Consider the following 22,379-nt stretch of genomic DNA (forward strand, 5'->3'; position numbering starts at 1 on the left):
GCCGGTCGGCACCGGCTCCGGGCCGGGCTCAGGCGTGCGCGGGGTCATTGTCCGGGAGCACGAAGCCGGGGGAGCCGCCGAGGCGGAAACGGTCGGGCGCCTCGTCGAAGACGCCTCCGGACGGGTCGTCGACGCCGCTCCGGCGGACCACGTCCTTCTCCGGCCGCAGGATGTCGCGGACCACGAAGGCCATCATGACCACGATGGTGATCGCCCGCCCCCACACCGCGGTGAAATAGGTGTCACCGGAGATGCCGAGGTCGGCGTTGCCCGGCTGGAGGGCGACGAGATAGAGCCAGATCGCGAAGAAGTACCAGCACTCGGCGGCCATCCACAGCGCGAGCGGCTTCCAGTTCGGCCGGGCCAGCACCGCGAAGGGGATCAGCCAGAGCACGTACTGCGGCGACCACACCTTGTTGGTCAGCATGAACGCGGCCAGCGCCAGGAAGCAGAGCTGCATCAGCCGGGGCCTGGTCGGCGCGGCCAGGGCGAGCAGCGCGATGCCCAGGCAGAGCAGGCCCAGCGTGACGATGCCGAGGCTGTCGACCCGCTCGGGGTCGCCCAGCAGCGGCCACTGCTTCTGGGAGAAGAAGAACCAGATCGATCCCCAGTCGGCGGGGCGCTCCTGGCTGAAGACGTAGAACCGCTTCCAGCCGTCGAAGGCCAGGAGCATGATCGGCACGTTGACGACGAGCCAGATTCCGGCCGCGCCGGCGGCGGTCTGGGCGAACTCCTTCCACCGGCCGGTGCGCCAGGTCAGCAGGAACAGCGGACCGAAGAACATCAGCGGGTAGAACTTCGTGGCGACGGCCAGCCCGAGCAGGACTCCGGCGAGTACGTGCCGCCGCTTCGACCAGGCCAGCAGCCCGCCGAGCGCGAGCACCCCCGCGGCCAGGTCCCAGTTGATGTAGGCGGTGAGGATCAGCGCCGGGGCGAGCGCGTACCACGCGGCGTCCCAGCGCCGGGCCGGCCCGGCGAGCGCCGCCGTCAGCAGCACGCCCCCGACCAGGCAGACGGCCATCAGGACCGTGGTCAGGTCGTAGAACGCCGTCGGGGGATCACTCGTCGGCCCGACGAGCCTGCGGAAGAACTCCATGATCCCGCCGATGCCGACGGGGTACTCGACGGGGTGGTCGAAGTAGGGGACCTTGCCCTCGTTGAGCTTCTCGTTCCACCACAGCGGATAGATGTCCGTGTAGCAGAAGTTGGTGAACTGGAGGGTGCCGTCGTTCCATGCCCCGCCGAAGCGGCACGGCCACTTCCACAGGTAGGCGAGCGCCGCCCCCAGCCCCGCGAGCAGGGTCAGGGGGAGGTACGGGATCTCTCCGCTCTCACGGGACGTGGTGAGCCACCCGGGCCGGTTCGCCTTCATCAGGGCCGCCGGCGGGACGGCTCGGGGCTCGGCATGATCGCCGCTCCGGGGCTCGTGGTGCCGACGTCGCCGCTCCCGTTCCCGTTGCCGGGACCGTTGCCGTTGCCGGGGCCGTTTCCGCCGCCGTTGCCGGGACCGTTGCCGATGTCGCCGCCCCCGCCGTCGTCGGGGAGGGGCGCGTCGTCGGTGCTGTCCTGCGGCGTGTCGCAGGACAGGTCGCCGGGCTGGCAGCCCCCGTCGTCGACGGACGGGTTGTCCGGGTCGCCGTCGTTCGGCCAGTTCTGGTCGAACGGGTCGTCGGGCTGCTCCGACTCCGCCGTCGGCGTCGGGGTCGGCTTGGGGTCGACCAGGTTGTGCGGCTGACCGGCGTCGACCCGCGTCGGGAACTGCTCGACCGGGTCCTTGGCGGTGGCCAGGGCCATGTAGTCGTGCCAGATCTGGGTGGGGGTGCCGCCGCCGCCGATGAACGGCGGCATCGGCTCCTCGGCCCAGGACGGCTTGGCCTTCTTGCTGACCGGCTGGCCGTACTTGTCGACCTTGAGCGGGCGTCGGCCGGCCGCGCCGATCGGCTTGTTGTACGGCACGTCCTTGGACATGCCGACCGCGGTGACGAGCCGCGGGGTGAAGCCGACGAACCAGGCGTCCTTGTAGGCGTTGTTCGTGCCGGTCTTGCCGGCCACCGGACGGGTGCCGAGGTTCGCCGCGGTGCCGGTGCCGCTCTTGACGACGGCCTGCAGCGCGACGGTCACGTCGGCCGCGGTCTCGGGGGTGATGACCTCGCGGGGGTTGGCCAGCTCGGGCAGCACGACCCCCCCGTCGAGGTTGGTCACCTTGATGACGGTGTGCCAGTCGGCGTGCTTGCCGCCGTTGGCGAAGATCGAGTAGCCGGCGGCCTGCTCGACCGGGGTGACCGAGGCGACACCGATCGTGGTCTGGTACTTCTGCTCCTCGATCGCGTAGTCGACCGCGTTCAGGCCGCGGTAGGCCGGGTTCTTCTTGGCCTCCTCGCCGACCCCGGCGTCCTTGGCGATCTGGGCGACGGCATCCAGGCCGACCTCCTCGCCCATCTGCGCGAAGACGGTGTTCACCGAGTCGGCCATGGCCTTGACCATGTTGATCGGCCCGTACGGCGCGGCGTGGGAGTTGCCGATCTCCGTGGTGCCCGGCATCTTGATCTTCGACACGCCGTCAACATAACTGTCGAGGGAGTAGCCCTTCTCCAGCCACGCCGCGAGGACGTACGGCTTGAACGCCGACGCCGCCTGCTTGGGCGAGGTGAACGCGCGGTTGCCGTACACCTTGAGGTAGTCGTCGCCGCTGTAGAAGGCGACCACCCGGCCGTTCCTGGGGTCCACCGAGGCGATGCTGGCGTGGATGGTGGGGTCGAGCCCGGCGGTGCGGGCCTTGACCACCTTCTGGGCGTCCTCCATCTTCTGCTTGTCGAAGGTCGTGTAGACCTTCAGCCCCTGGGTCTCCAGCATCTCCTTGGTGATGCCGCGCCGGGCGAGCTCCTGGCGCGCGATGTCGAGCATGAAACCGCGGATGCCCTTGTAGATGTCGGTGGTCTTGACCTTGACGAACTTGAGCTTCTCGAAGGGGGTGTCGGCGTACTTGCCGTACTTGGCCGGGTCCATCTCGGCCATGTTCCGCAGCGCGACGGTGTAGCGCTCCTTGGTGGCGGCGAAGTTGCCTTCCTGCTCCAGCACGTCGAAACGGCTCGGGTTCTGGATGCGGCCCGCGAGGTAGGCGGCCTGCGGCGGGGTGAGCTGCCAGACGTGCCTGCCGAAGAACGCCTTGGCGGCGGCCTCGATGCCGTTGGCGCCGCGGCCGAAGTAGATCGTGTTCAGGTAGCGGGTGAGGATCTCGTCCTTGGAGAGCTCTTTGCTGATCTTGACGGCGACGAAGATCTCCTTGACCTTCCGCTTGATCGACACTTCCTTATCGAGGCCGTCGTAGTAGCCGCGGGCCATCTGCTGGGTGATGGTCGAGGCGCCCTGGAGCTGGGTGCCGGACGCGGTGCTCCACAGCGAGCGGGCCATGCCCTTGATGTCGATGCCGCTGTCGGTGCGGAAGGTCCTGTTCTCCAGGGCGATCACCGCGTCCTGGACGTGCAGGGGGATCTTCTCGATCGTCACCGGGGTGCGCTTGGTGCCCATGCGGGCGATGACGGTCTTGCCGTCGGCGTAGTAGAAGACGCTGCCCCGGTCGTCCACGCTGGCCTTGGCGTCCGCGTCCGACGGGACGGGCGTGTTGGCGTAGCCGACCGCGATCATGCCGAAGACGCCGGCGGCGACGACCACGAAGCCGGCCACCAGGATCTTCCAGCTCGGCAGGAACCGCTTCCAGCCCTTACGCCTGCCGTCACCGGGCCCGTCGTCGCCGGATCCGTCGTCACCGTGCCCGCCGCCGGGGCCCTCGGGACCGCCCGGTCCGGACGCCCCGCGCCCGCGTGCCCGCCTGCGCCTGGGGCCCGGCGTGCCCTCGGCCGCGAAGCGGCCGGCCACCTGGGTCTCGTTGGCGTCCAGGGAACGGTTCCCCGGGCCGGCGGCCCGCACCCGGGTCTCCTGAGCCGCCGCGCGGTCACCGGCCCGCGGCGCCTCCCGGCCGTCCGCGGAGGCGCCGCCCCGCGCCGCGGCGAGCATCGCCTGGGTGTCCTCGAAGGCCGCCTCCTGGCGGCGGCCGGCGGCCGGGCCGTACGGCGCGCGGGGGTCGGGCCCCGCGCCCTGTGGCAGCCGTACCGTGTCGTTCCGGCCCGAGCCGTACGGAGGCCGCCCCGGCTGTGCCTGGGACGGCCCGCGGTTCACGGCCATGTCGCCGGTTTGAGACGGTTGAGCCGGGGGAACCGGAGGAGAAGCGGCCCCCGCGCCGGAGCGGCGGCGCCGCCCCTGGCGAGCCGAAGGGTCCGGACTTCGCCGGTCTCCGCCCGGCTCCGGGTCATTGCTGCTGCTGTAACTCACGCGTCCTCGTTCGGTCGTCAAGGTCTACGGCGGCGTACAGGCGCGGCGAGGTTACCTCCCGCAGGCGGATGATCTCGTCGCCTTGGCCCACAACTGGCCGGCCCGTTCGGGTGGATCTCCGTTGCCGAGGACGATCGAGGTCTTCCGGTGACTCCCAGAACAACCTTGGCAGACCTCGGCCGCGACAGGCCGGGATTTCCCGTATCGACGGGCGGTCCAGGCCATGCGGGACCCGTCTCCCGACACGATCAGCCGTGACCACATAGCCGCCAGACTACGGCTTTTTACGCTTTCCTCCCAACCTCTTGAGAAAGTCGTTAATTGCGGAGATATGACGCGCCGACGTATCCTCCTGATGTATCGGAGCGATACATCGACGCGAGAGGTGGTGTTCCCCGGTGGCCAGCGGACGTAGCGGCGTGCTGGAGCTCGCCGTGCTCGGGTCGTTGCACGAGACTCCACTCCACGGCTACGAGCTGCGCAAACGCCTGAACTCCCTGCTCGGGATGTTCCGGGCGTTCTCCTACGGCTCGCTGTACCCCTGCCTCCGTCAGCTGCTGGCGGACGGCCTCATCGTCGAGGACGACGGGGCGGAGGATGCCTCTGCCCCGGCGGAGGGCTCCATAACGCTCACCGGACGGCGATCGAAGATCGTCTACCGGCTGACCGCAGAGGGCAAGGAGCGGCTCCAGGAGCTGCTGACCCAGGCCGGTCCGTCTGCCTGGGAAGATGAGAGCTTCGGCATCCATTTCGCCTTCTTCAGGCACACGGAGGCCGAGGTGCGTCTGCGCATCCTCGAGGGCCGTCGCAGCCGGCTCGAGGAGCGGCTCGACGGCGTCCGCACGGCCCTGGCCCGGACGAGGGAGCGGCTCGACAGCTACACCCTCGAACTGCAGCGTCACGGGCTGGAGTCGGTGGAGCGCGAGGTGCGCTGGCTGAACGAGCTGATCGCCACCGAGCGGCGCGAGTCGTCGGCGGCGGAGGCCCTGCGTTCGGCCGAGGACGCTCCACAAGAGGAAACACCCCGGGCGCCCGCGCCCGGATCTGATAACCGGGGACGGCGTTCCGCCCCGGACGGCAAATGACGAACTAACGACCAAGGGGAGCGAGTGCCATGGGTTCGGTGCGCGTAGCCATTGTCGGTGTTGGCAACTGTGCCTCGTCGCTCGTGCAGGGCGTGCACTACTACAGGGACGCCGATCCCGGCACCCGGGTGCCGGGCCTGATGCACGTCAAGTTCGGCGACTACCACGTCGGCGACGTCGAGTTCGTCGCGGCGTTCGACGTCGACGCCAAGAAGGTCGGGCGCGACCTGTCCGAGGCGATCGTGGCGTCGGAGAACAACACCATCAAGATCTGCGACGTGCCGCCGCTCGGCGTGACCGTGCAGCGCGGCCACACCTTCGACGGTCTGGGCGAGTACTACAGCGAGATGATCGAGGAGTCCGACGAGGCCCCGGTCGACGTCGTGCGGGTCCTCAAGGAGAACCGGGTCGACGTCCTCGTCTCCTACCTGCCGGTGGGCTCGGAGGAGGCCGACCGCTTCTACGCCCAGTGCGCCATCGACGCCAAGGTGGCGTTCGTCAACGCGCTGCCGGTGTTCATCGCCTCCGACCCCGAGTGGGCGCGGAAGTTCACCGAGGCGGGCGTGCCGATCGTCGGCGACGACATCAAGTCGCAGGTCGGCGCCACCATCACGCACCGCGTCATGGCCAAGCTGTTCGAGGACCGCGGGGTGGAGCTGCTCCGCACCTACCAGCTGAACTTCGGCGGCAACATGGACTTCATGAACATGCTGGAGCGCAAGCGCCTCCAGTCCAAGAAGATCTCCAAGACGCAGTCCGTCACCTCGCAGATCCCGCACGAGATGGGCAAGGCCGACGTGCACATCGGCCCGTCGGACCACGTGCCGTGGCTGGACGACCGCAAGTGGGCCTACGTCCGGCTGGAGGGCCGCTCCTTCGGCGACACCCCGCTGAACCTGGAGTACAAGCTGGAGGTCTGGGACTCCCCGAACTCCGCCGGCATCATCATCGACGCCGTACGGGCCGCCAAGATCGCCATGGACCGCGGCATCGCCGGCCCGATCCTGTCGGCCTCGTCCTACTTCATGAAGTCCCCGCCGGAGCAGTACTCCGACGACGAGGCTCGCGAGTACGTCGAGAAGTTCATCCGCGGCGAGGTCGAGCGCTGACGCCCCGCCGATGACGAAGCCCTCCGCCCACCGGGGCGGGGGGCTTCTTCCGCGCCGGGCCCCCTGTGACCGCTCAGCGCGCCGGGCTCTTCCCGTGACCGCTCAGCGGGCGGCGGGCGGCAGCTCCGCCGGGTCAGCGGCCGGCCAGGTCAGCGGGTCGGCGCCGAGGCGGTCGAGGTGGGGGATCTGCTCCCGGCACCACGGGGAGATCTCCAGACTGCCGTCGAGCACCCCGGCCGCGAACTCCTTCCACGGCATCCAGCGGACCTCGCCCACCTCCTCGGGGTTGGGCGCGGCGTCGCGGGCGACGACGGCGCGGTAGACCGGGCAGAGCTCGCGCTCGACGATCCCGTTGTCCATGACCGCGCGGTAGGAGAAGCGGGGCAGGATCAGATCCACCCGCTCCACCTCCAGCCCGAGCTCGTAGGAGAGCCGGCGGATCACCGCGGCGGGGAGCGGCTCCCCGGGCAGCGGGTGGCCGCAGCAGCTGTTGGTCCAGGCGTCCGGCCATGTGATCTTGTGTGACGCCCGGCGGGTGAGCAGCACCCGGCCCTGGTCGTCGAACACGTAGCTGGAGAAGGCCAGATGCAGCGGGGTGTCGGAGCCGTGCACCGTCGCCTTGGGAGCCGTGCCGATCGCGTTGCCGTCGGTGTCGACGAGCACGACGTGTTCATCACGTGTCACCCGACCGAGGGTACGTGACCGGGCAGGTCCGCCGGGTCCGATGAGCATTAGTTCATGAAAGGTCCGTGTAACGCGGTTAACACCGGTTCACGAAGACCCGCCCGCGGCTGAGAGGCTTCTCAGGGATTTCCCCGATGCCGCCGTCGGCGGCCCCGCGTACGCTGATCGCGTGTCGTTCCTCTCCGATCTCCGCGTCGTCCTGGAAGGCCGGGACTTCCGGCGGCTGTACGCGACCCGCCTGGTCTCGCAGTTCTCCGACGGGGTCTTCCAGTTCGCGGTGACCGGATTCGCCTTCTTCAGCCCGGAGAAGAACACGAGCGCCGCCGCCGTCGCCGCCGGTCTGGCCGTGCTGTTCCTGCCGTACTCGATCCTGGGGCCCTTCGTGGGCGTGTTCATCGACCGGTGGTCCCGGCAGCGGATCCTGGTGGTCTCGCCGCTGGTGCGCGGCGCGCTGCTGCTGGTGACCGCGGCCATCGTCGTCTCGGACGCTCCCGAGCCGGTCTTCTACGCCGCCGCGCTCGCCGTCCTCGGCGTCAACCGGTTCTTCCTGGCCGCGCTCGGGGCCGCGCTGCCGCACGTCGTCCCGCCCGACCGGCTGATGGTGGCCAACGCCGTCACCCCCACCTCCGGAACGGTGGTGACCTTCCTCGGCGTGGGCCTGGGCTACACACTGCGGCTGGCCGTCGGGGGCGACGACCGGGGCACGGCGGTGCTGCTGGCCTTCTCCGCGGTCGTCTTCTGCGTCAGCGGCCTGGTCGCCAGGACCATGGACCGCGGACTGCTCGGCCCGGCCGACGACCCCGAGCGGCCGCAGGCCCGCGAGGCGGTGCGCAACGTCGTCCGCGGACTGGCCGACGGCGTCCGGCACATCGCCCACCGCCGCGCCGCGAGCGCCGCCCTGGGGGCGATGGCGACCCACCGGTTCATGTACGGCATGTGCACGGCGATGCTGGTGCTGCTGTCGCGCTACTACTTCGCCGAGAGCGCCGAGAGCGCGCTGAACGCGGTCACCCTGGTGCTGGCCACCTCGGGGGTGGGTTACTTCCTCGCCATCCTGGTCACGCCGTGGGCGACCGCGCGCTTCGGCATCGAGACCTGGGTGCCGGTCATGCTCGCCACCGCGGGGGTGCTGACGTTCGCGCTCTGCGCGTCGTTCCACCAGTGGGCCTTCGCCGTCGGCGGCTTCGTGCTGGGCATCACCGGCCAGAGCATCAAGATCTGCGCGGACACGAGCGTCCAGCGCGACGTCGAGGACCTCTACCTCGGACGGGCGTTCTCGATCTACGACATGCTCTTCAACGGCACGTACGTGCTCGCCGCCGCCCTGGCCGCGGTGATGCTGCCGCCCAACGGGAAGTCGCTGGTCGTGCTCTCGGTCATCTGCGCCGGGTACCTGGCGGGCGCGCTGGTCTACCGGGTCGTCGCGCCGGACCGCCCGCGCGAGCCGCTGCCGTCGTCGTCGCCGTCGTGACCCCCCGGGGCCGCCCGTCGCGGCCGGTCCCGGGGAGCCGCCGCCGGTGTGATCCACCCCGGGCGGCCCGCCGTACGGCGGGGGAACCGGTCCCGCCGGTCGCGGGGCGGCGGGCGGGACCGGTCACTCCGCGGGGGGCGTCAGCCCGTTCTCCCGGGCCCACGCGAGCAGGGCCTCGGTGGCGGCCTCCCTGCCCACCACGCCCGACTCCAGCCGCATCTCCAGGAGGAACCTGTACGCGCGGCCGACGACCGGGCCCGGGGGGACGCCGAGGACGGACTGGATCTCGTTGCCGTCGAGCTCCGGGCGGATCTTGCCGAGCTCCTCCTCCTCGGCCAGCCGGGCGATGCGCTCCTCCAACTGGTCGTAGGTCCGCGACAGGGCCTGGGCCTTGCGGCGGTTGCGGGTGGTGCAGTCGGCGCGGGTCAGCTTGTGCAGGCGGTCGAGCAGGTGCCCGGCGTCGCGGACGTAGCGGCGCACGGCCGAGTCGGTCCACTCGCCGGTGCCGTAACCGTGGAAGCGCAGGTGCAGCTCCACCAGGCGGGACACGTCGGCCACCACGTCCTTGGGGAACTTCAGCTCGGTCATCCGCCGCTTGGCGAGCTGGGCGCCCACCACCTCGTGGTGGTGGAAGGAGACCCGGCCGCCCGGCTCGTGGCGGCGGGTCTTGGGCTTGCCCACGTCGTGCAGCAGCGCGGCCCAGCGCAGGATCCGGTCGGGACCGTCCTCCTCCAGGTCGATCGCCTGCTCCAGCACGATCAGCGTGTGATCGTAGACGTCCTTGTGCCGGTGGTGCTCGTCGATCTCCAGGCGGAGCCGGGGCAGCTCGGGCAGGACGTGCTCGGCGAGCCCCGTGTCGACCAGGATCGCCAGGCCGCGGCGGGGGTCGTCGCCGCAGATCAGCTTGTTGAGCTCCTCGCGGATCCGCTCGGCGGAGACGATGTCGATGCGCCCGGCCATCTCGCGCATCGCGGCGAGCGCCGCGTCGTCCACGGTGAAGCCGAGCTGGCTGGCGAACCGGGCGGCCCGCAGCATCCGCAGCGGGTCGTCGTCGAAGGACCGCTCGGGCGGCCCCGGGGTGCGCAGCACCCGGGCGTGCAGGTCGTCCAGGCCGCCGTACGGATCGACGAACTCCCGGGAGGGCAGCCGCAGCGCCATCGCGTTGATCGCGAAGTCCCGGCGGGCGAGATCACCCTCCAGCGTGTCGCCGTAGGACACCTCGGGCTTGCGGGAGGCGGGGTCGTAGGACTCGCTGCGATAGGTCGTGATCTCCAGCAGCCAGCCGTTCTTGCGCACGCCCACGGTGCCGAAGTCGATGCCGACCGTCCAGACGGAGTCGGCCCAGTCGCGCACCAGCGCCAGGACCGTCTCCGGGCGCGCGTCCGTGGTGAAGTCGAGGTCGTTGCCGATCCTGTCCAGGAAGACGTCGCGGACGGAGCCGCCCACGAGGGCGATCTGGTGTCCCTCGGCCGCGAAGAGCTCGCCGAGTTCGTCGGCCACGGGGGCGATCTTCCGGAACAACGCGGTCACGCCGCTCCGCTGGCTCTCGGTCAGATTTGAAAGGGACAAGCCGGGTAGGTCCTTCGGTTACGGAACATGTTCCCTGCGGGGATACACCTGAAGCGATCACCAGGTTACGGTCGGTAAGAGACCGTCGGGGGCCGTGCGTCGAGACAGTCGAGGCAAGGAGCACACACATGAAGGACGCCCTCGCGATCCACCGCTGGCTCCTCGCACACCAGGTCCACCATGAGATCGTACGCCTTCCCCGGGCGATGACGTCCGTCCGGGAACTTCCGGACCTGCTGTCGGTGAGCCCGGAGACCTGCGTGGAGGTCACCGTCTTCGAGGTCACGACCCGCATCGGCCGCGAGCCGGTGGCGGTCGTCTCCGCCGTGGGCACCCCGCCGGCCTCCGGCGTCGTCGGCGGCATCGTGGGGGCCCGCCGGGTCCGCCCGGCGACGGATTTCACTGTGAACTCCGTCACCGACTACGCCGCCGGGCTGGTGTGCCCGCTGCTGCTCCCGGAGACCCTTCCCGTCCTGGTGGACGAGCGGTTGTCCGGGACCGAGCGGGTCGTCCACACTCCCACCGGAGAGCGCCGTACGGCCCTGCGGATCAGGGCCGATCACCTGCTCGCCCTTGTCCCAGGGAAGACCATCGGCCTGGTCCAGTCCCGGTCACGGAGAGAGCCCGCGACCTTCCCGCTCGCCGGATAGGCCATAGCATTACGGGCGTGCGCCGTACTCCGACCCAGGCCCGCACGTGATCCGCAAGGCCGCGTTGCTCGCCATGATGACCACCACGATGCTCTCCTCCGCCGTCGTGGTCCTTCCTGGTACGGCGGACGCCCGGACGACCGCGGAGGCCCGCCCCGGAACGGCGAACGCCCGGACGGCCATGGCGGAGGCCCGCGAGGCAGGGGTGGGCGCCCGTCCGGCGGCCGCCCGCCAGGGACGCCAGGAGCCGCAGCTCGTGGTGGAGTCGATCACCCCCGACGTGCCGCGCGACCCGACGGCGGAGATCAGGATCTCCGGTTTCTTCGCCAACACCGGCGAGGCCCGCAACGGCCTGCGGATCCGGCTGCGTCACTCGTCGCAGCCGTTCACCCGCCGTGCCGACCTCGCGACCTACCTCGGGGGCGAGGGCGCGCAGCCCTACTCCTACCACGACCGGTACCTGGAGCCCACGGTCGCCCCCTCGGCCAAGGCGCCCTGGGAGTTCACGGTCACCCCGCAGCAGCTCGGCATCAACCGGTTCGGGGTCTACCCGATCCTGCTGGAGGTGCTGGACGGCTTCGGCCAGCAGGTCGCCGTCCAGCGCACCGTGCTGACCTACCTCCCCAAGGACGTCACGGTCCCCCGCACGAAGATCGCCATGGTCCTGCCGGTCATCGACCAGCCGCGCCGGGCCGACGACGCCACCTTCGTCGACGACACCCTGGCCAAGTACATGGCGTCCGGGCAGCGGCTGGGCGACCTGCTGAAGATCGCCCAGGACAACACCTCCGCCAAGGGGCTCACCTGGGTAGTCGACCCCGCCCTGCTCGACGACGCCCAGGCGATGGCGAGGACGCACACGGTCAAGACCAAGGACACGGTCGTGAAGCGGCCGGCCAGCGCCGAGGCCGGCCGGTGGCTGCGCGACCTCCGCGCCGCCCTCGCCAGGCCGCCCGTGATCGCCACCCCCTACGCCGACCCCGACGTGACGGCCCTGACCCACAACGGCGTGGACGACGCGACGCGCAGCGGCATCGAGGCGGCGGCCCGCATCGGCCGGGAGACCCTCGGCCGCGACGTCATCGACTACGTCAACTGGCCGGTCAACGGCGTGGTCGACTACGACGGGCTGGACGCGCTGGCCGACGCCGGCGTCGACACCGTGCTGCTCGACCAGCGCAACCTGCCGCCCGCGGCCGACCAGCCCTCCACCGTGCCGCCCGAGGTCCCGGCCACCACCGGCGGCACGACCCCCGACGCCTTCGCCCGTCTGGAGAGCGTGGACGGCCCGGTCACCGCGCTGGTCGCCGACCCGGCGCTGAGCGACGTCCTCGGCGCCGACACCTCGGCCCCCGGGGCCGCGGCGCTGAGCCGGCAGCGGTTCGTCGCCGAGACCGCGATGATCGGCGCCGAGCAGGCCGCCCCCGACACCACCGCCACCGGGACGGCCGGGGCCCCGAAGACCGCCGCGAAGACCGTCATCGCGGTCCCGCCGCGCCGCTGGCACCCGGACCCCGGCTACGTCACCGGGCTCGTCAAGGCGACCGCCACGCTGCCCTGGCTCTCCCCGGTCACGCTCGACGCGCTCAAGCGGCCCAAGTCGCCGGCCACGCCGCGGGCCGGCCTCACCTACACCGAGCAGGACCGGCGGGCCGAGCTCGGCAAGCCGTACATGTCGAGCGTCAAGCGGGTGAACTCCCGCGCCGACCTGACGACCGGCGTCACCACCGCGCAGGACCTCGACATCTTCGAGCCGGCGCTGCTGCGGCTGGCCTCCTCCGCCTGGCGCGGCCGGACCGAGGACGCCACCCCCTACGTCAGGCAGGTCGCCGCCGCCGTCGACGGGCGGATCGCCAAGGTCTCCATCAGCGGCAGCGACCAGCCGCAGTTCCGCACCCTGGCGGGCTCCGACGGCAACGTGCCGATCAGCGTCCGCAACGACCTGACGGGGCTGGGCAGCGAGATCGCGGTGCAGCTGCGGGTGACGTCCGACAAGCCGAAGCTGCTGGAGATCGACCCGTACGAGAGCGAGGACTCCCCCATCGTCATCGCGGGGGGCCAGAACCGCACGATCCGGGTCCCGATGCGGGCGACCGCCATCGGCGGCCAGACGACCGTGACGGTCCAGCTCGTCACCAGGGACGGCCACAAGTACGGCAAGCCCGCGAAGCTGACCGTGCGGACCACCGGCTACACCGGCATCGCGCTGTTCATCGTCGGCGCGGCCCTGGCGGTGATGCTGGCGGCCGTGGTCATGCGCGTGCTGCGGCGCCGCGGAGCCCGCCGCGGCGCGGCGTCCCGGGCGTCCCAGGCGGCCCCGACGGCTCCGCCACGGCCGGCCGGCGCCCCCGCGGGCACCGAGTCCTGAAAGGCCGGGTCCCCCAGTGGAAGGAAGCCCATGAGCAGGGTCCTGCGCGCGAGCGCGATCATGGCGGCGGGCACGATGGTCTCCCGCGTCACCGGGTTCGTCCGCTCGGCGGTGCTGGTGGCCGCGCTGGGCAGCGCGCAGATGGGCGACGCCTACACCGTCGCCAACATGATCCCGTTCATCCTGTTCGACTACCTCCTCGGCGGGGTGCTGAGCAGCGTCGTGGTGCCGTCGATCGTGCGGCGCCAGAAGACCGACCCGGACGGCGGCCGGGCCTACGAGCAGCGGCTGATGACCGCGGGCGTGCTCGGACTGCTGGTGCTGACCGTCATCGCGGTGCTGCTCGCCCGGCCGCTGATCGGCCTCTACACCCACGACTGGGGTCCCGAGCGGGTCGAGGTGACGGTCACGCTGGCCCGCTACCTCCTGCCGCAGGTCGCCTTCGTCGGCGTCGGGGCGCTCGCCGGGGCGATCCTCAACACCCGGGACCGGTTCGCCGCCCCGATGTGGGCCCCGGTGCTGAACAACATCGTGATGATCGCCGTCCTGGCCCTGTACTACGTGAAGGCGGGGCGGGCGGGCGCGGACGTCACCGCGGTGAGCGGCTCCGACCTCACCGTCCTGGGCCTCGGCACCACCCTCGGGATCGTGGCCCAGTGCCTGGTGCTGATGGTCTCGCTGCACCGGGCGGGCTTCCGCCTCACGCCCCGGTTCGACCTGCGTCAGGCCGGGCTGGGCGAGATGGCCAAGGCCGGCTCCTGGACCTTCCTGTACGTGACCATCACCCAGCTCGGCTTCCTGGTCACGACCAACATCGCCTCGGCGGCCGGTGACCGGGCGCCGGGCGCGGGCAACACCGCCTACTCCCAGGCGTTCCAGCTCTTCCAGCTCCCCTACGGGATCATCGCGGTCTCGGTGATCACCGCGATGCTGCCCCGGATGAGCCGGTCGGTCGCCGAGGGCGACCTGACCTCGGTCCGCGACGAGTTCGCCTCGGGCGTTCGGCTGGTGGCGTCGCTGCTCGTGCCCGCCGGGGTGCTGCTGATGGTGCTGGGCCCGGCCGTGACCGTGCTGATCTACTCCTGGGGCAACAACGACCCCGCCAACGCCCTGTACATCGGCAGCGTGCTGCAGGTCTTCGGGCTGGCGCTGGTGCCGTTCTCGCTCTTCCAGCTCCTGCTGCGCGTGTTCTACGCCTTCGGCGACACGAGGACCCCGGTCCTCATCGGGGCGGGCAACACGGCGGTGAGCATCGCGCTCAGCTTCCTCGCCGCCGCCGTCCTGCCCCCCGAGTACGTCGTCATGGGCCTGGCGTTCGCACTCACCGTCTCCTACGTCGTAGGCACCGCGGTGGCCTGGCGGATGGCCGCCCGCCGCGCGGGCGGGCTGAACGGGCGCGTGGTGGCCGCCGGGCTGTCCCGGATGTACCTCGCGGCCCTGCCGGCCGCGGCGCTCGCGCTCGGCGTGCTGTGGATCACCCGGGGACTCGCCGACCTGACCCCCTTCAACGCGGCCATCATGCTCGCCGCGGGCGGAGGTCTCGGTATGGTGCTCTATCTGGCCTTCGCGCACCGGATGCGCATCCCGGAGGTCGGCTCGATCGTTGGAATGGTGGCAGGACGGGTAGGCCGGTAACCCCAAGACTTGTCCCAAGCGTCTGACAAGCGGAAGACGGGCGGAACCGGCGCGGGACTACCATGGTGCGACGCGTGTGACGACATGCGGCTAATGGAAGCAGGAGGGCGTGGGCGGATCCACCCGGCATATTGTGATGTGTCTTGACGTGTCGGCCGTCGAGGTTGACGGTGTCGCGTCTCCAGTAGCGGAGACCTCATGAGCTCCGCCGCCGTCGAGCCGGGCACGAAGCTGGCCGACCGTTTCCGGCTCGAGGACCGGGTCCACGAGTCAGGCGGGGCCACCCTGTGGAAGGCGATCGACGAGGTGCTCGCCCGCCCCGTCGCGGTCCACACCTTCGACCCCGACTTCCCACGTCTCAACGAGGTCGTCACCGCCGCCCGCGCGGCGAGCCGGCTGACCGACCCGCGCCTGACCCAGGTGTTCGACGCCACCGAGGACGACGGGCGCTCCTACGTCGTCAGCGAGTGGGTGAGTGGCGAGACCTTCGGCGACATGGTCGCCTCCGGGTCGCTGGAGGCCGAGCGGGCCGCCGCGCTGGTCGCCGAGGCCGCCGAGGCGCTGGCCCACTCGCACGAGGCGGACATCGCGCACCTGTGCCTGACCCCCGACCACCTGGTGTGGACCTCCGGCAACACGGTCAAGCTGCTCGGCGTGGGGATCGACGCCGCCCTGGCGGAGGTCGCCAGCGACGACCCGGCCCGCGCCGACGCCGAGGGCCTCGGCCGCCTGCTGTACGCCGGACTGACCGGTCACTGGCCGGGCGAGGAGCAGGAGGGCGGGCTGCCGGCCGCCCCCGTGGACGACGGCCACTACTGCACGCCGCGGCAGGTCACCGCCGGGGTCCCGGGCTATCTCGACACCATCACCTGCCGGGCGCTGCTGCCGGCGAGCCGCAAGGGGCTCACCCCGCTGACCACGCCGGCGGAGTTCGCCGAGGCGCTCAGCTCGGTGCCGAGGCCCACGCCCATGCCCATGCCGCTGCCCTCGACGGCCCTGCCGCCGGTGACGGCCTCGCGCTCCGAGGCGCCTCCCGCCACGACGCAGGCGTCGGCCGGGCCCGGCGCTCCCGTCACCCGGCCGCCGTACCAGCAGTCGTACCAGCAGCCCTACCAGCAGCCGCGTCCGGCGGGCGGCGGGACGGTCAACAAGGTCGCCATGACCCTCGTCGTGCTGCTGGTGATGGTGGCCGTCGGGCTGGTCGCCTGGACGCTGGGCCGCAGCATCGGCGCCTCCGGGCCGCCCACGGCCGCCCCGACCGCCACGCCCACGCCCACGCCGGCCACGGCCACCCGCGAGGTCAAGGTCCAGAACGCCGACGGCTTCGACCCGCAGGGCGACGACAACGGCTACGAGCGTGACGAGCTGGCGCCGGGCGCGATCGACGGCAAGCCCTCCACCGACTGGCACTCGGCGTCCTACGACTCGGCCGACTTCGGCAACCTGAAGAAGGGAACCGGGCTGCTGCTCGACCTCGGTGAGAGCGTGCCGGTCAAGCAGGTCACGGTCGACTTCGGGGCGGGCTCCGGCGGCACGGCCGAGCTGCGGGTCGGCCCGTCCGCCGACCTCGACTCCCTGAAGCCGGTCCACAAGTTCACCGACCTCGGGGGCAAGAAGACCTTCAGCGCCGACTCCCCGCAGAAGGGCCGCTACGTGTGCGTCTGGTTCACCAGGATGCCGACCTTCCAGGGGAAGTACCGAGGAACGATCATAGATGTGAAGATCCTCGCCACCAAGTGAGAGCTGTACGGATTCAGACGCTTTTACCCTGCTTCTTGCCGATCATCAGAGATTTCGTGGCACCATCTATCCCGTAGTGGTGATTCTCCCCGGACCGGCAGCAGGACTTTCCTTGTGAACCTCCCACCAGAGACCCCGCCAGCGGCGGAGCAGATGGCGCGGCCAGCCGTGTCCGACGCCGATCTGCTGACCCGGCACATCGCCGGGGATCCGCACGCTTTCAGTGAAATAGTCAAGCGTCACCGAGACCGCATGTGGGCGGTCGCCCTGCGCACGCTGGGTGACCCCGACGAGGCGGCCGACGCCGTACAGGACGCGTTCGTCTCCGCCTACCGCAAGGCCGACAGCTTCCGCGGCGAGGCGGCCGTCACCACGTGGCTGCACCGCATCGTGGTGAACGCGTGCCTGGACCGCATGCGCAGGAAGTCCGTCCGCCCGGTCGCCGACGACGAGCTCGTCGAGGCCGCGGAGCGCGACACCCCCGTGCAGGACCAGACGGCCGAGCGCGAGGTCTCCATGGAGGTCTCGTCCGCGCTCCGGCTGCTGCCCGCCGACCAGCGCGCCGCGTTGGTGCTCGTGGACATGATGGGCTACTCCGTCGAGGACGCGGCCCAGGTCCTCGGGGTGCCGAGCGGCACCGTGAAGAGCAGATGCGCCCGCGGCCGGGCGAAACTGGCCCCGATTCTTTCTCACCTACGGAACCGATCAGACCTCACTCGCGTCTCATCCGCGAAGGGAGCAGAACTTCGTGACGGGTGACACGCACTACGACCTGGAGACCCTGGCCGAATTGGCCGAGGGTCTTCTCGACGCCGCCACGGCTCTGCAGGTACGCGAGCATCTCGCGATCTGCGATCCCTGTGGCGAAAGCCTCGCCGACCTCGCAGCGGTCCGTGAGGTGCTTGCCGCGACGCCCACCCCGGCCATGCCGATGGGTGTCGCCCTCAGGATCGACCGTGCGCTGGCCGCTGAGGCCGAGAGCTTCCGTGGAGGTGGAGTAGGCCTGGTGGAGGCACCGGCCTGGGACGACATAATGCGCGGCGCGCCGTGGGAGACGACGTCCTCCCCCGAGCCGGTGACGCGCCTCGGGATCGTCGGCGACGACGGCACCGTGGTCCCTGTCACGCGGCCGGGAACAGGTGGGGAAGGCGACGCCCCCGCCGTGCGGCCGGAGGTCGCCGGCGACGACCGCGACCGTGGTTTCGACGGTTTCGACGGCGAGCCCGCCGTGCCGGCCGCCCGCCTCGGAGTCGTCGGCGACGACGGCACCGTGGTCCCGGCGCCGGTCAGGCGGCGCCGTGGTTCCGGAGCCGCGCGGCGCCGGTGGGCCCTTCCCGCGGTGGCGGGCATGGCGGCCGCGGCGGTGATCGGCGCGACCGTGGTGTCGAGCAACATGTTCGCCGCCTCCGGACCGGGTCAGAACGACCCGATCGCCCTTTCTCCGTCGGCCAGCGAGCCCGCCTACCAGCTGACCGACAGCAACTGGAACTACACCGAGCAGGAGCTCAGCGGCTCGCTGCTGGAGTACATCGGTCCGGCGCAGATCGTGGACGCCGCCCAGGCGACCGACGCGTCCAAGATCGACCAGTGTGTGCAGCAGGTCTCCAAGAAGATCGGGAGATTCCCGTTCGCGGTGGACCAGGGCTTCTACAACGGGCAGGAGGCCAACATCATGGTCTTCTGGCAGAACAAGGCGAAGAACACCGTGCGCGTCCACGTCGTGGGCCCGCAGTGCGAGAACGTGCGCAAGCCGGCCTTCGCCCGGTGGAAGTAGGTCCGCGGGGACGACGATCCGCGAGGACATCGGGGCCCGGCACGGAGTCATCCGTGCCGGGCCCCGCCCGTCTTCGCGCAGGTGGACGCGCCGTTTCGGGTGAGGGAATCACCGGCGCCTAGTATCTGTTGACGCCACTGGCAACGACGACGGGAAAGGTCACCGCAGTGATGGACGTCCGGAATGTGATCATCATCGGCTCGGGTCCCGCCGGTTACACGTCGGCCGTGTACTCGGCACGCGCCGATCTGAAGCCCCTCGTCTTCGAGGGCTCGGTCACGGCCGGTGGCGCGCTGATGAACACCACCGAGGTGGAGAACTTCCCCGGCTTCCCCGACGGCATCATGGGGCCGGACCTGATGGACAACCTCCGCAAGCAGGCGGAGAGGTTCGGCGCCGAGCTGATCGCCGACGACGTGGTCGAGGTCGACCTGCAGGCCGACCCCAAGGTCGTCAGGACCGCCACCGACACGTACCACGCCAGGACCGTCATCCTGGCCACCGGCTCCGGCTACCGTGAGCTGGGCGTGCCCAACGAGAAGCGCCTGTCCGGCCACGGCGTCTCCTGGTGCGCCACCTGTGACGGCTTCTTCTTCCGCGACCAGGACATCGTGGTCGTCGGCGGCGGCGACACCGCCATGGAGGAGGCGACCTTCCTGACCCGGTTCGCCAGGTCGGTGACCGTCGTGCACCGCCGCGCCGAGCTGCGCGCCAGCAAGATCATGCAGGACCGGGCGTTCGCCAACGACAAGATCCGCTTCGTCTGGGACAGCGAGGTGGTCGACGTCCTCGGCGACACCAAGGTCTCCGGGCTCCGGCTGCGCAACGTCAAGACGGGTGAGGAGAGCGAGCTGGCGGCCACCGGCCTGTTCATCGCGATCGGGCACGACCCGCGCACCGAGCTCCTCAAGGGCCAGGTCGAGCTCGACGAGGAGGGGTACATCAAGGTCGACGCCCCCTCGACCCGCACGAACGTCGACGGGGTGTTCGCCGCCGGTGACGTCGTCGACCACACCTACCGGCAGGCGATCACCGCCGCCGGCACCGGCTGCGCCGCCGCGCTCGACGCCGAGCGCTGGCTGGCCGACCACGAGAGCTGACCCGACCGACACACCCGGACACACCGATACACGAAGAGGGAGCAAGACCTTGGGCGCCATCAAGAGCGTGACCGACGCCAGCTTCGACGCCGACGTCCTGAAGAACGACAAGCCCGTCATCGTCGACTTCTGGGCCGAGTGGTGCGGCCCGTGCCGCCAGGTCGCCCCGATCCTGGAGGAGATCGCCGGCGAGCAGGCCGACAAGCTGACCGTCGTCAAGCTGAACGTCGACGAGAACCCGGCGACCGCCGGCAAGTACGGTGTACTCCAGATTCCGACCCTGAACGTCTACAAGGGTGGAGAGGTCGTGAAGCAGATCATCGGCGCCAAGCCGAAGGCCATGCTGCTCCGCGAGCTCGAGGGCATCATCTAGGACCGCCCGCACGGTCCCGCTCCGGCGGGGCCGGACGGACGGGCCGGAGAAGGCCCCCTGCGGCACGGCGCACCCCACGGCGTGCGGGCCGTACCACCGCTTCCGAGCGGCACACCCACCCGCGAAAGCCCCCTGCCACCCACGGCGGGGGGCTTCCGCATGCGTGGCGGACGGCCGCGACGGCGTGCCGCGGAGTCGCGCCGGTCGCGCCCACCAGGCTGGGCCGTCGAGCGCCGGGCTGGGCTGTCGAGCGCCGGGCGTCCCGCCGCGTACGGCCGCGCGGGACGGAAGGCGACTGAGGCCGCCTCAGACCGGCCGCAGCGCCCTCTCCGGGCTCATGGAACCCAGCAGCCGCTCCAGGGCCACCTCGACGTCCTCACGCCACGACACGGCGGTCTTCAGCTCCAGGCGGAGCCGGGGGAAGCGCAGGTGCGGCCGGACGGTCTTGAAACCCACCGAGAGCAGGTAGTCGGCAGGCATCACGCACGCCCCCGGCTGCTCCCACTTCAGGTCGCCGAACGCCTCGATCGCCCGCACCCCGCGCCGGGTCAGGTCCTTGGCGACGCCCTGGACCAGCATCCGGCCCAGACCGCCCCCGGAGAACTCCGGGATGATGTGCGCGGTCATCAGCAGCACGGCGTCGGCGCTGACCGGCGAGGTCGGGAAGGCGACCGAACGGGGCACGTGGTGCGGGGGCGCATAGAGCACGAACCCGGCGGGCACGCCGTCCACGTAGACGATCTTCCCGCAGCTCCCCCACTCCAGGAGGGTGGAGGAGATCCACGCCTCCTTCTCCAGCGCCGGGTCCCCCGCCTCGACGGCGCGGTTGCCGCTCATGGGATCCAGCTCCCAGAACACGCACCGGCGGCACCGGTGCGGCAGGTCGTCGAGATTGTCGAGAGTGACGTTGGCCAGCCGACGCGACACCTGTTGGCCCCAATCCTGGCGAGACGAGTGCGAGCCATGACGAAAACCCCGCGAAAACGGCGTCCCCAGCTGGCATCGTAGCCCAGTGGGGGTCCGCGTTTCAGACTGTCGTATCCCCCCACGCAGACGACATCATTCACTGACGTACGCTGGTTTCTCTGGCATGAGCACTCGCGTGCTCCACATGAGCTAGGAGGTGGACCGTGCCCCACGATTCTGATCACGGTCGGACCGTCGCGCCCCAGGGTTCGCGGATCGACGCCTACGTCGACCGGTACGCCGCACGGGCAACCGGGATGGTCGCCTCCGAGATCCGGGCACTCTTCGCCGTCGCGTCGCGGCCCGAGGTGGTCTCGCTGGCCGGCGGCATGCCGTACGTCACCGCGCTGCCCCTCGACGTGGTGGGGGAGCTCGTCGCCGACCTCGTCTCCCGCCGCGGCCCGGTCGCGCTGCAGTACGGCTCCGGCCAGGGCGACCCGCACCTGCGTGAGCAGATCTGCGACGTCATGCGCCTTGAGGGCATCGAGGCGGGCGCCGACGACGTCGTGGTGACCGTCGGCTCCCAGCAGGCCCTCGACCTGATCACCCGCATCTTCATCGACCCGGGCGACGTCGTGCTGGCCGAGGGGCCGTCCTACGTCGGCGCGCTCGGCACCTTCTCCGCGTACCAGGCCAAGGTCGTCCACGTCGCCATGGACGACGAGGGGATCGTCCCCGAGTCGCTCGCCCAGACCATCTACGCGCTGCGGACGGCGGGCGCGCCGATCAAGTTCCTCTACACGATCCCCACCTTCCAGAACCCGGCCGGGGTGACCCTCAACGCGGTCCGTCGGCAGCAGGTCCTGGAGATCTGCCAGCGCGCCGGCATCCTGATCGTCGAGGACAACCCGTACGGCCTGCTCGGCTTCGACGGCGAGCCCATGCGGACGCTGCGCGCCGACAACGCCGACGGCGTGGTCTACCTCGGCTCCTTCTCCAAGACGCTGGCCCCGGGTTTCCGGGTCGGCTGGGCGCTCGCCCCGCACGCCATCCGCGACAAGCTGGTGCTGGCGATGGAGTCGGCGGTGCTCTCGCACTCCACCTTCACCCAGCTCGCGGTCGGCGAGTACCTCTCCGTGCAGCCGTGGCGCGAGCAGATCAAGACCTTCCGGGAGCTGTACCGCGAGCGCCGCGACGCCATGCTCGCCTCGCTGGACGCCCTGATGCCGGCCGGCATGACATGGACCCGTCCCCAGGGCGGGTTCTTCGTCTGGGCCACGCTTCCCGAAGGCCTCGATTCCAAGGCCCTGCTGCCGCGCGCGGTCGCCGAGCGGGTGGCCTTCGTCCCCGGCACCGGCTTCTACACCGACGGCGGCGGCGCCAGGAACATGCGCCTGTCCTTCTGTTACCCCGAGCCGGACCGCATCCGCGAGGGCGTCCGCCGCCTGGCCGGGGTGATCGAGCAGGAGCTCCAGTTGCGTGACACGTTCGGTCCGGGCGCCGCGCCGGACCACGTCGGGGTGGACACCCCCGGCCCCGACATCGCCTAGATTCTGCTTTGTGGATCTTCGCTCGGGCGGACACGG

At 70.9% G+C, this 22,379-nt stretch carries 17 protein-coding genes; 12 read left to right on the forward strand and 5 right to left on the reverse strand.

What is annotated here, in order from left to right:
• Nucleotides 1-28 precede the first annotated feature (28 nt).
• Complete coding sequence (locus ACFYSC_RS15665) at nt 29-1,372, reverse strand: glycosyltransferase family 87 protein (protein ID WP_389961505.1); 1,344 nt, start codon at nt 1,370-1,372, stop codon at nt 29-31.
• Nucleotides 1,372-4,182, reverse strand: a complete 2,811-nt coding sequence (locus tag ACFYSC_RS15670) for a transglycosylase domain-containing protein (protein WP_389961507.1) — start codon at nt 4,180-4,182, stop codon at nt 1,372-1,374. The genes ACFYSC_RS15665 and ACFYSC_RS15670 overlap by 1 nt, the downstream gene beginning before the upstream one ends.
• 545 nt (nt 4,183-4,727) lie before the next feature.
• Here ACFYSC_RS15670 and ACFYSC_RS15675 point away from each other — a divergent pair.
• The gene (locus ACFYSC_RS15675) at nt 4,728-5,414 is read left to right on the forward strand and encodes a helix-turn-helix transcriptional regulator (protein ID WP_389961509.1); all 687 of its coding nucleotides are present in this window, start codon (nt 4,728-4,730) and stop codon (nt 5,412-5,414) included.
• 29 nt (nt 5,415-5,443) lie between these two features.
• Nucleotides 5,444-6,523: an inositol-3-phosphate synthase gene (locus ACFYSC_RS15680; protein WP_389961511.1), complete on the forward strand. Its 1,080-nt coding sequence runs from the start codon at nt 5,444-5,446 to the stop codon at nt 6,521-6,523.
• Nucleotides 6,524-6,625: 102 nt separating this feature from the next.
• Here the strand turns inward: ACFYSC_RS15680 and idi are convergent, their stop codons facing one another.
• Complete coding sequence (gene idi / locus ACFYSC_RS15685; protein WP_362932496.1) at nt 6,626-7,207, reverse strand: isopentenyl-diphosphate Delta-isomerase; 582 nt, start codon at nt 7,205-7,207, stop codon at nt 6,626-6,628.
• A gap of 169 nt (nt 7,208-7,376) precedes the next feature.
• Here idi and ACFYSC_RS15690 point away from each other — a divergent pair, with 169 nt between their 5' ends.
• On the forward strand, nt 7,377-8,678 hold the full coding sequence (locus ACFYSC_RS15690) for an MFS transporter (RefSeq protein ID WP_389961513.1): 1,302 nt from the start codon (nt 7,377-7,379) through the stop codon (nt 8,676-8,678).
• Between the two features lie 123 nt (nt 8,679-8,801).
• Here the strand turns inward: ACFYSC_RS15690 and ACFYSC_RS15695 are convergent, their stop codons facing one another.
• Nucleotides 8,802-10,247 (reverse strand): CCA tRNA nucleotidyltransferase, encoded by a 1,446-nt coding sequence (locus ACFYSC_RS15695; protein WP_389961515.1) that lies wholly within the window; start codon nt 10,245-10,247, stop codon nt 8,802-8,804.
• Nucleotides 10,248-10,375: 128 nt separating this feature from the next.
• Here ACFYSC_RS15695 and ACFYSC_RS15700 point away from each other — a divergent pair, with 128 nt between their 5' ends.
• The 8 genes from ACFYSC_RS15700 to trxA all read left to right on the forward strand — a co-directional run bounded on the left by ACFYSC_RS15700 (nt 10,376) and on the right by trxA (nt 19,887).
• Nucleotides 10,376-10,897: a YbaK/EbsC family protein gene (locus tag ACFYSC_RS15700; RefSeq protein ID WP_362932490.1), complete on the forward strand. Its 522-nt coding sequence runs from the start codon at nt 10,376-10,378 to the stop codon at nt 10,895-10,897.
• Nucleotides 10,898-10,943: 46 nt separating this feature from the next.
• Nucleotides 10,944-13,265 (forward strand): hypothetical protein, encoded by a 2,322-nt coding sequence (locus tag ACFYSC_RS15705; protein ID WP_389961517.1) that lies wholly within the window; start codon nt 10,944-10,946, stop codon nt 13,263-13,265.
• Between the two features lie 30 nt (nt 13,266-13,295).
• Nucleotides 13,296-14,900, forward strand: a complete 1,605-nt coding sequence (gene murJ, locus ACFYSC_RS15710) for a murein biosynthesis integral membrane protein MurJ (protein WP_389961519.1) — start codon at nt 13,296-13,298, stop codon at nt 14,898-14,900.
• Nucleotides 14,901-15,098: 198 nt separating this feature from the next.
• On the forward strand, nt 15,099-16,640 hold the full coding sequence (locus ACFYSC_RS15715) for a protein kinase family protein (protein WP_389961521.1): 1,542 nt from the start codon (nt 15,099-15,101) through the stop codon (nt 16,638-16,640).
• Nucleotides 16,641-16,793: 153 nt separating this feature from the next.
• A complete protein-coding gene (gene sigM / locus ACFYSC_RS15720) occupies nt 16,794-17,399 on the forward strand; it encodes an RNA polymerase sigma factor SigM (RefSeq protein WP_179821653.1) in 606 nt (201 codons plus the stop codon).
• Nucleotides 17,389-18,414 carry an anti-sigma factor family protein gene (locus ACFYSC_RS15725; RefSeq protein ID WP_389961524.1) on the forward strand — a complete coding sequence of 342 codons (1,026 nt, stop codon included), beginning with the start codon at nt 17,389-17,391 and terminating at the stop codon, nt 18,412-18,414. Before sigM ends, ACFYSC_RS15725 begins: the two co-directional genes overlap by 11 nt.
• A 167-nt stretch (nt 18,415-18,581) precedes the next feature.
• Complete coding sequence (gene trxB / locus ACFYSC_RS15730; RefSeq protein ID WP_389961526.1) at nt 18,582-19,514, forward strand: thioredoxin-disulfide reductase; 933 nt, start codon at nt 18,582-18,584, stop codon at nt 19,512-19,514.
• Between the two features lie 49 nt (nt 19,515-19,563).
• A complete protein-coding gene (trxA, locus tag ACFYSC_RS15735; protein WP_362932476.1) occupies nt 19,564-19,887 on the forward strand; it encodes a thioredoxin in 324 nt (107 codons plus the stop codon).
• 306 nt (nt 19,888-20,193) lie between these two features.
• Here trxA and ACFYSC_RS15740 read toward each other — a convergent pair whose 3' ends face one another.
• Complete coding sequence (locus ACFYSC_RS15740) at nt 20,194-20,814, reverse strand: GNAT family N-acetyltransferase (RefSeq protein WP_389961529.1); 621 nt, start codon at nt 20,812-20,814, stop codon at nt 20,194-20,196.
• A gap of 296 nt (nt 20,815-21,110) precedes the next feature.
• On the opposite strand from ACFYSC_RS15740, the gene ACFYSC_RS15745 reads away from it, so the two are divergent.
• Nucleotides 21,111-22,343 (forward strand): PLP-dependent aminotransferase family protein, encoded by a 1,233-nt coding sequence (locus tag ACFYSC_RS15745; RefSeq protein WP_389961850.1) that lies wholly within the window; start codon nt 21,111-21,113, stop codon nt 22,341-22,343.
• The last annotated feature ends 36 nt before the right edge of the window (nt 22,344-22,379 follow it).

It is taken from the genome of Streptosporangium sp. NPDC004379, from assembly GCF_042873875.1.
Taxonomy (GTDB): Bacteria; Actinomycetota; Actinomycetes; order Streptosporangiales; family Streptosporangiaceae; genus Streptosporangium.

Coding starts and splice junctions, on each gene's coding strand:
- ACFYSC_RS15680 (WP_389961511.1), top strand. CDS start 5,444: ATGGGTTCGGTGCGCGTAGCCATTGTCGGTGTTGGCAACTGTGCCTCG.
- sigM (WP_179821653.1), top strand. CDS start 16,794: ATGGCGCGGCCAGCCGTGTCCGACGCCGATCTGCTGACCCGGCACATC.
- ACFYSC_RS15700 (WP_362932490.1), top strand. CDS start 10,376: ATGAAGGACGCCCTCGCGATCCACCGCTGGCTCCTCGCACACCAGGTC.
- ACFYSC_RS15670 (WP_389961507.1), bottom strand. CDS start 4,182: ATGGCCGTGAACCGCGGGCCGTCCCAGGCACAGCCGGGGCGGCCTCCG.
- murJ (WP_389961519.1), top strand. CDS start 13,296: ATGAGCAGGGTCCTGCGCGCGAGCGCGATCATGGCGGCGGGCACGATG.
- ACFYSC_RS15715 (WP_389961521.1), top strand. CDS start 15,099: ATGAGCTCCGCCGCCGTCGAGCCGGGCACGAAGCTGGCCGACCGTTTC.
- ACFYSC_RS15665 (WP_389961505.1), bottom strand. CDS start 1,372: ATGAAGGCGAACCGGCCCGGGTGGCTCACCACGTCCCGTGAGAGCGGA.
- ACFYSC_RS15745 (WP_389961850.1), top strand. CDS start 21,111: ATGGTCGCCTCCGAGATCCGGGCACTCTTCGCCGTCGCGTCGCGGCCC.